Below are 14715 nucleotides of genomic sequence, written 5' to 3'. Positions count from 1 at the left end.
ATCGCTCCCTACAGGAGGCGTAGATGGTCCAGGTCTACTTTCACTGCTCCAATACCGAGGGCACCCTGATCGATCGCTACGGCGCCGCCGTCTCCAATCTCACCGAGGCCCGCGACCGCGCCGCCCAGATCATGCGATCGATGATCCTGACGCCGAGCAACGAGGACTGGCGCGACTGGGTGATCCATGTCAGCGATGACGACGGCGAGGAGATTTTCGATCTTCCCTTCACCGCCATGCTCGGCAAGCCGCATTGAGGTGATGCCAATGTTGCTCCCTTCACTGAGCCTCCTTCGCCAGCCCCTGAACTTCGTGGCCACCAAGTGGCAGACCTTGATCCGGGTCGCCGGTGACCCGTACCGCCCCGAGCTTCACTACATGCGCGGGCCCGGCCCGAAATGGCGCGCCAAGTATCGGGCCAGCCGGTTGAACCGCTCGCTCTGAGCGGCAGCTCCGCGTCGTCCTATTCGCTGCGTGTTCGTCATGGCCGGGCTCGTCCCGGCCATCGCCGTTCTTGGGCCGCTTGCGGGAGACCTGGATGTTCGGGTCAAGCCCGGGCATGAGGGCTTGGCAGGCGGTTGCCACCCCGCACCATCCCGCGTCTGCCTCACACCAGCCATGTCGCTCCTCGCTTTGGATGTTCTCGTTGTCGGCAGTGTGCCATTGTCCGCGCGCCTAGCCAGCCAAGACAACCGAAGACAAAGACGACATCATGCCTCACCAGTTCAGCCGCGCCCAGCACATCCGCAAACCCGCAGTCAGAGCCAAGGGCGGCATCGTCGCCGCGCAATCGCGGCGGGCGGCCGAGATCGGCGCAGACGTGCTAGCGGCAGGCGGTGACTGTGTTGACGCCGTCGTCGCTACGACCTTCGCGCTGAACGTGCTGGAGCCCTGGATGAGCGGCATGGGCGGCGGCGGCGCGATGGTGCTCTACCGCGCCAAGGACAATCGCTACGAAGTGATCGACTACGGCATGTGCGCACCGCAGAGCCTGCGCGTCGCCGACTATCCGATTACGGGCGAAGGCGCCGCCTCCGACCTGTTCCCCTGGCCGCGGGTTAAGGACGATCGCAACATTCACGGGCCTGGCTCGACGCGGTGCCCGGCGTCGTCGCCGGCATGGAGGAAGCGCATCGCCGCCACGCCAGGATGCCGTGGAAGGATCTGGTCGCGCCCGCCGCGACGATCGCCGGCGAAGGCCTCCTGGTCGACTGGTGGACGACGCTCATGATCGCGAGCTCCGCCGCTGAGCTCCGGCGCTATCCCGCCAGCGCGGACATCTTCCTGAGGGACGGCCTGCCGCCGAATGCGCCCTGGGGCATCAAGGCCGAGACGCGGCTGCCGCAGGACAAGCTGAAGGCAACGCTGGCCCATCTCGCAGCCGCTGGCCCGCGCGATTTTTACGAGGGCGACCTCGCGAGAAGCATTGCATCCGACATCAAGGCCGACGGCGGCTCGCTGTCGACGGAGGATCTCGCCGCGTTCCGCAGCCACCTGCGCGAGCCGCTGGCGATTCCCTATCGCGCCGGCAAGGTGTTTGCGACGCCGGAGCTCACGGCCGGACCGACGATGGCGCATGCGCTACGCCTGTTGCAGCAGAACCTGAAGCCGGGCGGCACACCGGACGCGGCCGCCTACGCCGAATATGCGCTGGCGCTGCAATCGGCCTATCGCCAGCGGCTGGGCGACATGGGCGATGCCGATGGCAAGCGCTCGCTCGGCGCGGAATACCTGGCGCCGGCCTGCACCACCCACTTCTCCGTGGTCGATCGCCACGGCAACATGGCCGCGGTGACGCAGACGCTGCTTTCCACCTTCGGCTCGAAATACGTCACGCCGCACACCGGCATCCCCATGAACAACGGCATCATGTGGTTCGATCCGACACCTGGCACCACCAACTCGCTCGCACCTGGCAAGCGTTGTCTCACCAACTACACGCCCGTCATCGCCGAGACCCCGGATGGCAAGCGCCTCGCGGTCGGCGCCTCGGGCGGCCGCCGCATCCTGCCGGCGGTGATGCAACTCGTCTCCTTTGCGATGGATTTTGGCATGGACCTCGATGCCGCCATCCACCAGCCGCGCATCGACGCCAGCGAAGGCGCGGTCGTCATCGGCGATGCGCGCCTGCCGGCGGACGCGCGCAAGACGCTGGCGGCGCGATTCGACTATCAGGAAACGCAGATGCAGGCGCTACCGATGAAGTTCGCCTGCCCGAGCGTGGTGATGCGCGAGGGCGAGACCAATTCAGGCGCGGTCGAGATTTTCCAACCGTGGGCCGAAGCGGTGGTGGAAGGCTGAGCGCACGGATGCACTGTGCCAACGCGGATCGAACTGGTGCGCGATTGCGCGTCTGCGCGAGCGTCACGACTCCTCCACATTGGCAGGGAACTTACCTGCCCACCGTTCGTTCATTGAACGGACAAATGCGCTCGCCCCAGTGGAGGACATGATGAAGAAACTTGCGCTCGCCGCGTCGCTGATCGTTGCAGCCGGCCTCACATTTGCCGGCCCTGCCCTGCCCAAGGGCGGTCATGGTCATGGTCATGGTCATGGTCATGGACACGGGCACGGTCATGGCCATGGCCACGCGATGGGCCATTATCACCATGGCACGCCGCCGGGATGGTACCACGGGCGCAAGGTCGGCTGGCGCGGCATGGGCTGCCCGCCCGGCCTGTGGAAACAGGGCCGCTGCTGAACATCGGATCGAGCAAGGCGCTGCGTCGGCGGCGCCTTCTCTACATCTCTAACGATCTAGATGCCTAACCGATCTCGCACGCGGCCCGCGATGACGGCGCTCGTCACGCCGAGCGGCCAGAGCGCGTGCATCGGGATCGGCTTAATGCCCGTGATGGGCATGTCGATCTCCACCTTTGGCCCGCCGATCAGCCTGCGCGCGAGCTGCGCGCCCATCGCGGTGGAGAGCGCAACGCCGCGGCCGTTGCAGCCGAGCGAGATCAGGATGTTCTCCGCGGGCTCATGCACATGCGGATAATGATCGCCGGTGATCGCGAGCCGGCTGTTCCAGCCATGCGTCCAGGCGACGCCCTTGAGCTGCGGCCATAGCCGCTCGGCGTAGCGCATGAGGTAGGCGACGTCGTTCGGCGAACTTATCCAACGCATCGGGCCGCGGCCGCCCATCAACAGGCGGTTCTGCTGATCGATGCGGTAATAGACTGTGATATGGCCGCTCTCGTAGAGCACGGGACGTGTCGGCATGATCGAGCGCGCGACAGCGTCAGGGAGCGGCGTGGTGGCGGCGATCGAGGAAAACACCGGCACGATGGTGCGGCGAAGTGCCGGCCAGAGATCGTCGGTGAAGCCGTTGGTGGCGAGCAGGACTTTTTCGGCATGCACGATCGCGCGCGGCGTCGCGATGCGCCAGCGCGTGCCGTCGCGGCGCAGCGACAGCGCCGGCGTCTCACCAAAAACCCTCGCGCCGGCCGAGATCGCCGCGCGCGCGAGGCCGCGAGCATAGCTGAGAGGATGCAGATCGCCGCCACGCGTGTCCAGCATCGCCCCGATATAGCGATCGGTGCCGGTCATCTCGCGCAACTGCTCGCGGTTCAGGAATGACACCGGCATGCCGCGGCGGATGCATTGCTGCGCGGTGTTCTCGATCGCGGCGGCGCTGGCCTCGTAATAGGCGGCGCGCAGCGTGCCGTTCTGCCGCGCCTCGCAGGGAATCTGGTAACGGCGGATCAATTCGTGGGTGAAATTCGTGGTGCCGTAGGAGAAGTCGATCATACGGCGGCCGAGATCTGCGCCGAAATCGGCCTCGATCTGATCGGGGTCGTGCTTCAATCCGGGATTGGTGTGGCCGCCATTGTTGCCGGATGCGCCCCAGCCGGGCTCCTGCGCCTCCAGCACCAATGCCTCGACACCCTGCTCGGCCAGATGCAACGCCGTGGACAGGCCGGTATAGCCGCCGCCGACGATCGCGACGGAGACGGTCTTGTCGACATCGAGCGGCGGCATGGCGACCGGCGCGATCGCGGTGTCGGCATAGACAGAGGGCGGCAGAGGCAGGCGCACGTTCATGGCGAAGACCGATCAGAGCGGATGCAGCACGCGGCGCAAAAAATCCTGCGTGCGCGGATGCCGGGGTTGATTGAGCAATGCCTTGGCCGGCCCCTGCTCGACGATGACGCCGCCGTCGATGAACAGCACGCGATCGGCGACGTCGCCGGCAAAGCCCATCTCGTGGGTGACGACGACCATGGTCATGCCGTCGTCGGCGAGCTTGCGCATCACGCCGAGGACGTCGCCGACCAGTTCAGGGTCGAGAGCCGAGGTCGGCTCGTCGAACAGGATCGCCTTGGGCTGCATCGCCAGCGCCCGCGCGATCGCGACGCGCTGCTGCTGGCCGCCTGAGAGTTGCGGCGGATGCGCATCGGCCTTCTCGGCGAGCCCGACCTGGGCGAGCAGCGCGCGGCCGCGCTCCAGCGCCTGCGCACGCGCCTCCTTCTTCACATACAGCGGCCCCTCGATCACGTTCTCCAGCACCGTGCGGTGTGGAAACAGGTTAAAGCGCTGAAACACCATCGAGACCTGGGTACGGATGTTCACGATTGACGGCGCGTCGCGGTCGACCTTCAATCCCTCGACACTGATCTCGCCGCGGTCGTAGCTTTCGAGGCCGTTGATACAGCGCAGGATGGTCGACTTGCCGGAGCCTGATGGCCCGATGATGCAGACCACCTCGCCCTTCTGAACGGAGGCCGTGATGCCCTTGAGCACCTCGACTTTGCCAAAGCTCTTGTGGACGTCGTTCAGTTCGATCATCGCTTGCCGGCCCGCTTCTCGAAGTGACGGACCAGCAGGATCAAGGGAATGCTCATGGTGAGATACATCAGCGCAACAAGGGTGAACACGCTGGTGTTCTTGAACGTCGACGAGGCGATCAGCTTGCCTTGCAGGGCAAGCTCGGCGACGGTGATGGTGGAGGCCTGCGAGGAATCCTTCAGCATCATGATCATGACGTTGCCATAAGGAGGTAGCACGATGCGGACCGCCTGCGGCAGCACAACGCGGCGCATCGTCAGCCACCAGCCCATGCCGATCGACTGCGCCGCTTCGATCTGTCCTTTGTCAATCGCCTCGATACCGGCGCGGAAATTCTCGGCCTGATAGGCCGAGTAGGCAATGCCGAGCCCCAGGATTGCGGCCTGCAAGGCCGACAACGTGACGCCGAGATCCGGCATCACGAAGTAGAGATAGAACAACAGCACGATGATCGGGATGCCGCGGATCACATTGATCAGGCTGGCGCTGAGCATCGACAGCACCTTGATGCCCGAGACCCGCATCATCGCCCAGACGAGGCCGAGCACCGTCGAGAGCAGCAGCGAGCCGACCGTGACGATGATCGTCAGTGCGACGCCGTTCAACAGGATCGGGAAGAACTCGACGGTGTCGCGCCAGAAGCCTTTCATCGGCCAGCCTTCATCGATCAACCTTGCGCCTTCAGACCCCATTTATCCAGGATCTTGGCAATGGTGCCGTTGGCCTTGAGCTTCGCGAGCGATGCGTTGATCTTGCCGAGCAGCGCGGTCTCGCCCTTGCGCACGCCAATGCCGACCGAGCCGACCGTGACGGCCTTGTAGCCGTCGACCAGGCGCACTTCGGGGAAGCCGCCCTGTTTCAGATTGTAGGCGAGGATCGGATAGTCGGCATAGCCGGCCTTGAGGCGGCCCGTGTTCACGTCGCGCAGGATGTCGGGAATGGTGTCGTAGGCTTTGACCTCGGCGAACAGGCCGGACTTCTTCAGCGCGTCAACGAAGGCGGTGCCGACCTGGGCGCCCACGGTCTCGCCCTTCAGATCTTCCTGAGACGCATAGGCCTTGGTGTCGCTCTTCGGCACGACGAGGCCCTCGCCGTAAGTGTAGATCGGGTCGGAGAAGTCGACGACCTCCTTGCGCGGGGGCGTGATGAACATCGCAGCGGCGATGATGTCGATCTTGCTCGAGGTCAGCGACGGAATCAGCGCCGAGAACTGCATCGGCTCGATCTGTACGTTGAAACCGGCATCCTTGCCGATCTCGGTGACCAGATCGACCATGATGCCCTGAATGGTATTGGTCTTGGTGTCGAGGAAGGTGAAGGGAATGCCTGTCGGCGTCGAACCGACTTTCAGCACCTGCTGGCCCGAGGCCGGAGCCACGGCTGCAATCGCCAATGCCGCGACCGCGGCCAGACCAAAACGCTTCATCACATCCCCCTTTGGGCCTGGCCGATGGCGGCGCTCGCGCATGTTGTGATCAGACGTTGCGGGCCACGCCGTTTCGGCCTATTTTCACCGATATGAAAATTTGGTCACACTTTCGCGGCGCGCGCAAGCGGTTTTCATGCACATGAAGGAAGCGGTCTGACGTGAGCGGTGGCAAAAGAATGCGCAAGCCGGCCGCCGCCAAGTCGGCCAAGAAGGTGAAGGCCAAGACTAGCCTCAAGGCCATCACCAAGCCCGCCGAGCCGGCGATGGACGTCGCGGTTGGCCGCCGCATCAGGGATCTCCGGCGCGTCAGGGAGTTTTCGCTGGAGACGGTGGCGGCGCGCACCTCACTTTCGATCGGCTTCCTCAGCCAGATCGAGCGCGGCATGTCGTCACCCTCGCTGCGCGTGCTGGCGACGCTCGCAGACGTGTTCGGCGTCGGCATCGCCGCATTGTTCGGCGCGAGCCCCAGCGCCGACGGCGCATCGGACCAGGTGGTGACGCGGGGGCTTCAGCGGCCCGAGCTGAAGCTCTGGCGCAGCGGCGTCTCAAAGCAGTTGCTGAGTCCGGCGAGTGCCGACAACAAGCTCAATTTGTTCCTGGTGCATCTGGAGCCCGGCGGTTCGACGGGCGACGAACTCTACACCCATGATGGCGAGGAGGCCGGGCTGGTGCTCGAAGGTGAGATGATGCTGACGGTAGACAGCGAGACGTGGTCGCTGAAGACCGGCGACAGCTTTCGCTTCGCGAGCCGGCGGCCGCACCGGTTTTCCAATCCTGCGCAGGATGCCAAGGCGGTGGTGCTGTGGGTGAATTGCGTGACGGGGGCAGGGTAGCCCCGTGTTTCGCTTCTCTCGCCGCACTCGGCGTTGAGAGAAATGCGCCGCGCCGCCTCCACATCGTCATTGCGAGGAGCCCTTGCGACGAAGCAATCCAGAGTGTCGCCGCGGAAAGATACTGGATTTGCTTCGCTGCGCTCGCAATGACGAGCGGATGGAGCTTTAGCCAAACCGATGCGCGTACCGGTCCACCGTCAGCGCGCTGACGTCGATGTCTGGATTCCTGCCCGACAGCATGTCGGCGAGCACGCGCCCCGAGCCGCAGGCCATGGTCCAGCCGAGCGTGCCGTGGCCGGTGTTGAGATGGAGGTTGGCGTATTGCGTCGGACCAATCACGGGCGGGCCGTCCGGCGTCATCGGGCGCAGGCCGCTCCAGAAGATCGCCTTGGCAAGATCGCCGCCGCGTGGAAACAGGTCGGTGAGCGAATGATCGAGCGTAGCGCGGCGTGCATCGTAGAGCTTGCTCGAATAGCCGGAGATTTCCGCGGTGCCGCCGACGCGGATGCGATTGCCGAGGCGGGTGATCGCGACCTTGTAGCTCTCGTCCATCACGGTGGATTCCGGCGCGCCGGAGGCGTCCTTGATCGGCACCGTGATCGAATAGCCCTTCACCGGATAGACCGGGAGCGAAATGCCGAGCCGGGCCACGAGCCGCGACGACCAGCTTCCGAGCGCGAGGACGTAAGCGTCTGCCTGCAACAGGCCGGCACTGGTCGCGACACCGCTGACCTGCGCCCCGTCGGTGACGATGCGATCGATGCTCGTGTTGAACATGAAGCGCACGCCGAGCGCCTCGGCATGCTTGGCCAGCGCCTGCGTGAACATGTGGCAGTCGCCGGTCTCGTCCTGGGGCAAGCGAAGCCCGCCGACGAACTTCTCCTTCACGCCGCCGAGCGCCGGCTCGACCGCGATGCAGCCCTCGCGGCTCAGCAGCTCGAACGGCACGCCGTACTGCTTGAGCACGGTGATGTCCTCAGCCGTGCCATCGAGCTGCGCCTGATAGCGGAACAGTTGCAGCGTTCCCCGCGAGCGTTCGTCATACTGAATACCGATGTCGCGGCGCAGATCGCGCAAGGCATCGCGGCTGTATTCCGCGATCGGAATCATCCGGCTCTTGTTGACCGCATAGCGCGCGCTGGTGCAGTTGCGCAGCAGCTTGAGCAGCCAGACCCACATGACAGGATCGAGCTTCGGCCGGATCACCAGCGGGCCGTGCTTCATCAACAGCCACTTGACCGCCTTCACCGGCACGCCTGGGCCGGCCCAGGGCGAAGAATAGCCGGGCGACACCTCGCCGGCATTGGCGAAAGAGGTCTCCAGCGCCGGCTCCGGCTGGCGGTCGACGACCGTCACCTCATGACCGGCACGCGCAAGATAGTAGGCAGAGGTGACACCGATGACACCGCTGCCGAGGATCAAGACTTTCACGCTTCGTCAAACTCCCGCGGCATCACGCGCGCCGCTGCAAGAAGAAACTCCGTGAACCGCAGGAGCAATTATTAGGCCACCTTCTTGATGGCATCGCCGAGGATCGAGACCATCTGGTCGATGTGGCTCTTCTCGACGATGAGCGGCGGCGACATCGCGAAGCTGTCGCCGCTCATGCGCAGGTAAAGCCCCGTGTTGAAGCAGTCGACCATCACGTCGTAGCCGCGCGCGCCGACGACGCCGTCGCGCGGCGCGAGCTCGACCGCGCCCATCAGGCCGCAATTGCGGATGTCGACGACGTTCGGCAGGCCTCTGAGCGAATGCAGCGCATCGCGCCAATATTCGGCGATCGACGCGCCGCGCGTGAGCAGGCCTTCGTCCTTGTAGATGTCGAGCGTCGCGATGCCGGCGGCGCAGGCGGTCGGATGCGCGGAATAGGTGTAGCCGTGGAACAGCTCCATCTGGTTCTCGGGGCCGACCATCAGGCCGTCATGTACCTTGCGGCTCGCGAACACCGCGCCGCAGGGAATGGTGCCGTTGGTGATGCCTTTGGCCGTCGTCATCAGGTCCGGCGTGACGCCGAAGAAGTTGGCGGCAAATGGCGTGCCGAGCCGGCCGAAGCCAGTGATGACCTCGTCGAAGATCAGGAGAATGCCGTGCTTGTCGCAGATTGCGCGCAGGCGCTGGAGATAGCCCTTCGGCGGCGGCAGCACCGCGGTCGAACCCGGCACCGGCTCGACGATGACGGCGGCGATCGTCTCGGCACCGTGCAGGCCGACAAGACGCTCGAGATCGTCAGCAAGCTCGGCGCCGTGCTCAGGCTGATCCTTGGCGAAGGCATTGCGAGTGAGATCGTGGGTGTGACGGATATGGTCGACGCCCGGCAGCAGGGTGGCGAAGGCGCGGCGATTGGCGACCATGCCGCCGACCGAGGTGCCGCCGAAGCCGACGCCGTGATAGCCGCGCTCGCGGCCGATCAGGCGGGTGCGGCTCGCCTGACCGTTGGCGCGATGATAGGCCAGCGCGATCTTCAGCGCGGTGTCGACCGACTCGGAGCCGGAGTTGGTGAAGAAGACCCGATCGAGGCCCTTCGGCGCGATCTCGGCGAGACGCTCGGCGAAGTCGAACGCCAGCGGATGGCCCATCTGGAACGACGGCGCAAAGTCCAGCGTCATGAGCTGGCGCTCGACCGCAGCCGCAATCTGCTTGCGGCCATGGCCAGCATTGACGCACCACAGGCCGGCGGAGCCATCGATCACCTTGCGGCCATCGACGGTGGTGTAGTGCATGCCCTCGGCCGAGGAGAACAGGCGGGGCGCCTTCTTGAACTGACGGTTGGCCGTGAACGGCATCCAGAACGAGTCGGTCTTGATAGTGTTCGGAATCTGATGAAGGGTCACGGCCGCGCTCCTTTGCTGACTTGCCAGCAGAGCCACGGCTTACAAAGCGCAACAAGTCCTTTTCTGATCAGCTGCAAGCCATTGATTTAACTGGAGCTGCCGGTCCATATTTGCGCGATCCGCAACACTTGCAACACGGATCAAGGCAAGGACCAAGGCATGAGCGTCGACATCGGTGGACGGCTGCGATTCATCCGGGCGCGCAACAAGCTGTCGCAGCGTGAGCTGGCAAAACGCGCCGGCGTCACCAATTCGACGATTTCGCTGATCGAATCCAACCAGATGAACCCGTCGGTCGGCGCGCTCAAGCGCATCCTTGACGGCATCCCGATGGGACTCGCCGAGTTCTTCGCGCTGGAGCCGGAGTCGAGGCGCAAGATCTTCTACCGCGCGGAGGAACTGACCGAGGTCGGCAAGAAGCCGATCTCCTACCGGCAAGTCGGCGACAATCTGTTCGGCCGCAGCCTCCAGATCCTGAAGGAGCGCTACGAGCCCGGCAGCGACACCGGGCGCGTCCACCTCGTCCATGACGGCGAGGAAGGCGGCATCGTGATCTCCGGAAAGCTCGAAGTCACCGTGGAGGACGAGCGGCGCATCCTCAACCCGGGCGATGCCTATTATTTCGAGAGCCGCCGCCCGCATCGCTTCCGCTGCGTCGGCGGCAAGCCGTGCGAAGTGATCTCGGCCTGCACGCCGCCGACGTTCTGATACGGGCGGTTCGCCCCCTCTCCCGCAGGCAAGCGGGCTACCGTATTCACGCATCTCTGTCGGAGCCATTCGCCGATTAAGCCCAAAAAGTGAGTCATCCGAGTCACTTGTCTCGATTCTGCAGCGCGTGAGCGTCCAAAACCTGGCTTTTGCTAAGTCATTGAGGATGATTCCATTTTCGAGATGTGTGAATCTGGTAGGGCAAGCGGGAGAGGTCAAGAAGAAGCCTCAACGCTGCGTCAGCAACTCCTCGATCCGGATCGGGAAGCGGCGGACGCGCACGCCGGTCGCATGCCAGACCGCGTTGGCGACCGCGCCGGCACTGCCGGTGATGCCGATCTCGCCGACACCCTTGATGCCCAGCGCATTGACGTGGGGGTCATGCTCCTCGACCGTGATCACGTCGAGCGGCGGCACGTCGGCGTTCACGGGAATGTGGTACTCGCCGAGATTGGCGTTCATGATGCGACCGGAGCGGCGGTCGGTGATGGCCTCCTCGTGCAGCGCGAAGGACAGACCCCAGATCATGCCGCCGAACAGCTGGCTCTGCACCATCCGCGGATTGACGATGCGTCCCGCCGCGAAGGCGCCAACCATGCGAGTGACCCGGACCTGACCGAGCTCGGGATCGACCTTCACCTCAGCGAACACTGCGCCGTGGGCGTGCATGGCGTATTCCTCCATCGCTGCAGGGTTCGGCGCGCCGGTGCCGCGCGCCTCGACCTCGGAGATGCCAGCGCGGGCCAGGATCTCGGCATAGCTCTCGCCGCGGCTTTCGTCGTCGCGTCGAAACAGCTTTCCGTCGCGCGCAACTACGCCGGCATTGCCGGCGCCGAACAGTGGCGAGCGCTCGTCATTCGTGGCGAGATCGGCGAGCTTTGCAATCACGGCCGCCCCGGCGCTGTGGATCGCCGCACCCGCGGTCGCCGTGTGCGCCGAGCCACCAGCGATGCCCCCGTCGGGCAGGTCCGAGGTACCGGCCTTGAATTCCACGCGGTCGATGTCGAGCCCGAGTTCGTCGGCCGCGATCTGGGCCAGCGCGGTCCAGGCGCCCTGCCCCATGTCATGCGCGCCGATCTCCATGGCGCCGGAGCCGTCACGACGGATCACCGCGCGCGCTTCGGCCTGGAACATCAGCGCCGGAAAGGTCGCGGTGCCCATGCCCCAGCCGACCAGCAGGCCGGCACCGTCGCGCATCTGCCGCGGCTGCAGCGGACGCTTCGCCCAGCCAAACCGCGCCGCGCCCTGCTCGTAGCAGGCGCGCAGCGCCTTGGACGAGAACGGTTTTCCGGTGATCGGCTCGACCTCGGCATAGTTCTTCAGGCGGAAGGCGAGCGGATCCATGCCGCAGGCCCATACCATCTCGTCGATCGCACTTTCGAGCGCGATCGATCCCGTCGCCTCGCCAGGCGCGCGCATGAACAACGGCGTGCCGGTGTTGACGCGGACGGCGTCATGTGAGGTGCGGATTGCAGGCGCTGCATAGAGCGTGTGTGAGGCATCGGCCGCGGGCTCGTAAAAATCATCGAACGTGCTCGATACGGTTCTGGCGTGATGATCGAGCGCGGTCAGGCGCCCCTCGCCGTTCGCGCCGATGCGCAGCCGCTGACGCGTCGGCGCGCGGTGGCCCACCGGGCCATACATCTGCTCACGGCGCAGCACGAGCTTGACCGGCCTGCCGACCAGCTTGGCAGCCATCAAGCCGAGGATCTGCGGACCGGTCAAGAATCCCTTCGACCCGAAGCCGCCACCGAGAAAGGGGCTGCGGATGTGAATCTTCTCGGGCGCGAGGCCGAACAGCTCGGCGACGCGCGCGCGGGCCATCACCATGGCCTGGCTCGGCGTGTCAATGGAGAGTGTATCGCCGTCCCAATGCGCCACGATCGCGTGCGGCTCCATCGCGTTGTGATATTGCGGCCTCGTCTCGTAAACCGCGTCGATCTGCTTCTCGGCAGAGGCAAGGCCCGCCTCGACATCGCCCTGGTGATGCTCCGCGGGATTGCCGACGCCGACCACCGGCGGCACGAAGCTTTCGCCGGCGTCGAGGCCGACAAGCGGGGGCAGCGTCTCGTATCGCGGTGCCAGCAGCGCCGCGCCTTCCGTCGCGGCCTCCAGCGTCTGCGCGATCACGACGGCGATCGGCTGGTTCGCGTAGCGGACCTCATTGCTCTGCAACACCTCCATCCGGAACACGAACGGGTTGGTCTTGATGTCCGGGTCGATCGCGAGCGCTGGCTTGTGGTCGGGGGTCATGACGTCCACGACGCCGGGATGGCGCTTGGCGGCGGCGACGTCGAGCGAGGTCACGTGACCCCGCGCGATACTGGCCACGGCCATCACCGCAAACAGCATGCCGGGCGGATGATTGTCGGCGGCATAGGTCGCTCGCCCCGTGACCTTGAGGACGCCGTCACGGCGCGTCAGCGGTTGGCCGATATTCGATCCGTGGCGCAGATGGGCGGGCGCACTCGTGAGATTGAGCTCAGGCATGGACGGCTCCGGAAGTCGAGGCAAAGGGAGAGGCCGGCAGTGCCGGCAGGCGCGCGGGCGTGCCCGCCGCGGCCAGGGTCAACGCGCGCACGAGAATTCGGCGCGCGAGCTCGATCTTGTAAGCATTGTCACCGGACGGCTTCGAATCAGTGAGCGCGCGCCAGGCGGCGTCCCGGAAGGCGTCGACCGTGGGCGCGACATTCCTGAGAACGTCCTCCGCGGCGCGGGCACGCCAGGGCTTTGCCGCGACGCTGCCAAGTGCAAGCCGTGCCTCGGCGATCTTGCCGTTCTCGATCCGCAATGCGGCGGCGGCCGATACCACGGCAAAGGCATAAGACGTACGCTCACGAACCTTGAGATAGCGCGCATGCGCGGCAAAGCTGCGCGCCGCAGGCGGCAGGCGCACCGCAATGATGAGGTCGCCGGGTTCGAGCGCCGTATCGCGCTCCGGGGTGTTGCCGGGCAGGCGGTGCAGTTCGTCGAGCGCGATCTCGCGCCGGCCGGTCCTACCCTCGATCTCGACAACGGCGTCGAGTGCGACCAGCGGGACGCAGAAATCGGACGGATGCGTGGCGATGCAGCTCTCGGTCCAGCCGAGCACGGCATGACTGCGGTTCTCGCCGCCGCGGGCGTCGCAGCCGCTGCCGGCCTCGCGCTTGTTGCAACGGCTCGCCGTGTCATAGAAATACGCGCAGCGCGTCCGTTGCAAGAGATTGCCGCCGACCGTGGCTGCGTTGCGCAGTTGCGCGGATGCACCGGAGAGGAGCGCTTCGGCGACCGCGGGATACGATCTCGCGAATTCGGAATCATGCGCGAGATCGGCGTTGCTGACGAGCGCGCCGACGCGCAACGACCCGTCGGCGAGACGTTCGATCCGATCGAGTCCATCAAGATGCGTGACGTCGACGAGACGATCCGGACGGCTGACGCCGCCCTTCATCAGATCGAGCAGATTGGTGCCGGCGGCGAGATAGACGGCGCCCGGCTGGGCCGCGGCGGCAATGGCCTCGGCAACCGTGCCGGGCCTGACATAATCGAACGGTTTCATGCGGAGCGCCTCTGATTGGATTCGTCCATGCGTCCTTGCGCGTCAAGCACGGCATCGACGATGCCGGCATAGGCGCCGCAGCGGCACAGATTGCCGCTCATGCATTCGCGGATGCGCTCGGGTTCGTTGCCGTGCTGCGCCTCACTCATCATGCCGATGGCGCTCATGATCTGGCCGGGTGTGCAGAAGCCGCACTGGAAGCCGTCGTGGGCGATGAAGGCGGCCTGCACGGGATGAAGCTGGTCGCCGCGCGCAACGCCTTCAATGGTGAGAATGTCGGCGCCATCATGACTGATGGCGAGCGCGAGGCAGGAATTGATGCGCTTGCCGTCGGCGAGAATGGTGCAGGCGCCGCACTGGCCGCGGTCGCATCCCTTCTTGGTTCCGGTCAGATGGAGGCGCTCACGCAGAAGATCGAGCAGCGTGACGCGGGGGTCGTCGAGGACGAAGTCGCGCCGCGCACCGTTCACGGTGAGGCTGATGGAGTGGTTCATACAAGGCTCCGATCAGATATGGTCATGAGTCATCGCGCAGCGTGCCACCGCCTTGGCCGCGGCCGATACGCAGCGGCCAGGCGGGAGCCGGGGC

General features: G+C 65.5%; 14 protein-coding genes and 1 pseudogene. 6 read left to right on the top strand and 9 right to left on the bottom strand.

What is annotated here, in order from left to right; translation table 11 throughout:
• Positions 1 to 23: 23 nt before the first annotated feature.
• From IVA98_RS19885 to IVA98_RS19870, 4 genes and pseudogenes are all read left to right on the top strand, one after another.
• A complete protein-coding gene (locus IVA98_RS19885) occupies positions 24 to 257 on the top strand; it encodes a DUF6894 family protein (RefSeq protein WP_091884042.1) in 234 nt (77 codons plus the stop codon).
• 10 nt (positions 258 to 267) lie between these two features.
• Complete coding sequence (locus IVA98_RS19880) at positions 268 to 444, top strand: hypothetical protein (RefSeq protein ID WP_247305023.1); 177 nt, start codon at positions 268 to 270, stop codon at positions 442 to 444.
• 268 nt (positions 445 to 712) lie between these two features.
• Positions 713 to 2301, top strand: a pseudogene (locus tag IVA98_RS19875) (gamma-glutamyltransferase).
• Positions 2302 to 2452: 151 nt separating this feature from the next.
• Positions 2453 to 2701, top strand: a complete 249-nt coding sequence (locus IVA98_RS19870) for a hypothetical protein (protein WP_247355365.1) — start codon at positions 2453 to 2455, stop codon at positions 2699 to 2701.
• 56 nt (positions 2702 to 2757) lie between these two features.
• Here IVA98_RS19870 and IVA98_RS19865 read toward each other — a convergent pair whose 3' ends face one another.
• From IVA98_RS19865 to IVA98_RS19850, 4 genes are read right to left on the bottom strand one after another with little or no spacing between them, the layout of a single operon-like run.
• Positions 2758 to 4044, bottom strand: a complete 1287-nt coding sequence (locus IVA98_RS19865) for an NAD(P)/FAD-dependent oxidoreductase (RefSeq protein WP_247305018.1) — start codon at positions 4042 to 4044, stop codon at positions 2758 to 2760.
• A 12-nt stretch (positions 4045 to 4056) separates the two neighbouring features.
• The gene (locus IVA98_RS19860) at positions 4057 to 4788 is read right to left on the bottom strand and encodes an amino acid ABC transporter ATP-binding protein (RefSeq protein WP_247305016.1); all 732 of its coding nucleotides are present in this window, start codon (positions 4786 to 4788) and stop codon (positions 4057 to 4059) included.
• Complete coding sequence (locus IVA98_RS19855; RefSeq protein ID WP_247305632.1) at positions 4785 to 5438, bottom strand: amino acid ABC transporter permease; 654 nt, start codon at positions 5436 to 5438, stop codon at positions 4785 to 4787. The genes IVA98_RS19860 and IVA98_RS19855 overlap by 4 nt, the downstream gene beginning before the upstream one ends.
• A 17-nt stretch (positions 5439 to 5455) precedes the next feature.
• Positions 5456 to 6214 carry an ABC transporter substrate-binding protein gene (locus IVA98_RS19850; RefSeq protein WP_247305013.1) on the bottom strand — a complete coding sequence of 253 codons (759 nt, stop codon included), beginning with the start codon at positions 6212 to 6214 and terminating at the stop codon, positions 5456 to 5458.
• A gap of 179 nt (positions 6215 to 6393) precedes the next feature.
• On the opposite strand from IVA98_RS19850, the gene IVA98_RS19845 reads away from it, so the two are divergent.
• A complete protein-coding gene (locus IVA98_RS19845) occupies positions 6394 to 7050 on the top strand; it encodes a helix-turn-helix domain-containing protein (RefSeq protein WP_247305011.1) in 657 nt (218 codons plus the stop codon).
• A 165-nt stretch (positions 7051 to 7215) separates the two neighbouring features.
• Here IVA98_RS19845 and IVA98_RS19840 read toward each other — a convergent pair whose 3' ends face one another.
• Positions 7216 to 8481 carry a D-amino acid dehydrogenase gene (locus IVA98_RS19840; protein ID WP_247305010.1) on the bottom strand — a complete coding sequence of 422 codons (1266 nt, stop codon included), beginning with the start codon at positions 8479 to 8481 and terminating at the stop codon, positions 7216 to 7218.
• A 71-nt stretch (positions 8482 to 8552) separates the two neighbouring features.
• Complete coding sequence (gene aptA / locus IVA98_RS19835; RefSeq protein WP_247355364.1) at positions 8553 to 9881, bottom strand: omega-aminotransferase AptA; 1329 nt, start codon at positions 9879 to 9881, stop codon at positions 8553 to 8555.
• A 159-nt stretch (positions 9882 to 10040) separates the two neighbouring features.
• On the opposite strand from aptA, the gene relB reads away from it, so the two are divergent.
• The gene (gene relB / locus IVA98_RS19830) at positions 10041 to 10589 is read left to right on the top strand and encodes a type II toxin-antitoxin system RelB family anti-toxin (RefSeq protein ID WP_247280835.1); all 549 of its coding nucleotides are present in this window, start codon (positions 10041 to 10043) and stop codon (positions 10587 to 10589) included.
• Between the two features lie 228 nt (positions 10590 to 10817).
• Here the strand turns inward: relB and IVA98_RS19825 are convergent, their stop codons facing one another.
• From IVA98_RS19825 to IVA98_RS19815, 3 genes are read right to left on the bottom strand one after another with little or no spacing between them, the layout of a single operon-like run.
• Positions 10818 to 13079: a xanthine dehydrogenase family protein molybdopterin-binding subunit gene (locus tag IVA98_RS19825; RefSeq protein WP_247305006.1), complete on the bottom strand. Its 2262-nt coding sequence runs from the start codon at positions 13077 to 13079 to the stop codon at positions 10818 to 10820.
• Positions 13072 to 14127, bottom strand: a complete 1056-nt coding sequence (locus IVA98_RS19820; RefSeq protein ID WP_247305004.1) for an FAD binding domain-containing protein — start codon at positions 14125 to 14127, stop codon at positions 13072 to 13074. Before IVA98_RS19820 ends, IVA98_RS19825 begins: the two co-directional genes overlap by 8 nt.
• Positions 14124 to 14621 carry a (2Fe-2S)-binding protein gene (locus tag IVA98_RS19815; protein ID WP_247305002.1) on the bottom strand — a complete coding sequence of 166 codons (498 nt, stop codon included), beginning with the start codon at positions 14619 to 14621 and terminating at the stop codon, positions 14124 to 14126. The genes IVA98_RS19820 and IVA98_RS19815 overlap by 4 nt, the downstream gene beginning before the upstream one ends.
• Positions 14622 to 14715 lie beyond the last annotated feature (94 nt).

The organism is Bradyrhizobium sp. 160 (assembly GCF_023073735.1).
Lineage (GTDB): Bacteria > Pseudomonadota > Alphaproteobacteria > Rhizobiales > Xanthobacteraceae > Bradyrhizobium.
Note: the sequence above shows the minus strand (reverse complement) of the source record. Positions and strands in the feature narration are given on the sequence as shown.

Excerpts from the sequence above, each read along its gene's own strand:
- IVA98_RS19885 (WP_091884042.1), top strand. The coding sequence starts at position 24 with ATGGTCCAGGTCTACTTTCACTGCTCCAATACCGAGGGCACCCTGATC.
- IVA98_RS19880 (WP_247305023.1), top strand. The coding sequence starts at position 268 with ATGTTGCTCCCTTCACTGAGCCTCCTTCGCCAGCCCCTGAACTTCGTG.
- IVA98_RS19870 (WP_247355365.1), top strand. The coding sequence starts at position 2,453 with ATGAAGAAACTTGCGCTCGCCGCGTCGCTGATCGTTGCAGCCGGCCTC.
- IVA98_RS19865 (WP_247305018.1), bottom strand. The coding sequence starts at position 4,044 with ATGAACGTGCGCCTGCCTCTGCCGCCCTCTGTCTATGCCGACACCGCG.
- IVA98_RS19860 (WP_247305016.1), bottom strand. The coding sequence starts at position 4,788 with ATGATCGAACTGAACGACGTCCACAAGAGCTTTGGCAAAGTCGAGGTG.
- IVA98_RS19855 (WP_247305632.1), bottom strand. The coding sequence starts at position 5,438 with ATGAAAGGCTTCTGGCGCGACACCGTCGAGTTCTTCCCGATCCTGTTG.
- IVA98_RS19850 (WP_247305013.1), bottom strand. The coding sequence starts at position 6,214 with ATGAAGCGTTTTGGTCTGGCCGCGGTCGCGGCATTGGCGATTGCAGCC.
- IVA98_RS19845 (WP_247305011.1), top strand. The coding sequence starts at position 6,394 with ATGCGCAAGCCGGCCGCCGCCAAGTCGGCCAAGAAGGTGAAGGCCAAG.
- relB (WP_247280835.1), top strand. The coding sequence starts at position 10,041 with ATGAGCGTCGACATCGGTGGACGGCTGCGATTCATCCGGGCGCGCAAC.
- IVA98_RS19825 (WP_247305006.1), bottom strand. The coding sequence starts at position 13,079 with ATGCCTGAGCTCAATCTCACGAGTGCGCCCGCCCATCTGCGCCACGGA.
- IVA98_RS19820 (WP_247305004.1), bottom strand. The coding sequence starts at position 14,127 with ATGAAACCGTTCGATTATGTCAGGCCCGGCACGGTTGCCGAGGCCATT.
- IVA98_RS19815 (WP_247305002.1), bottom strand. The coding sequence starts at position 14,621 with ATGAACCACTCCATCAGCCTCACCGTGAACGGTGCGCGGCGCGACTTC.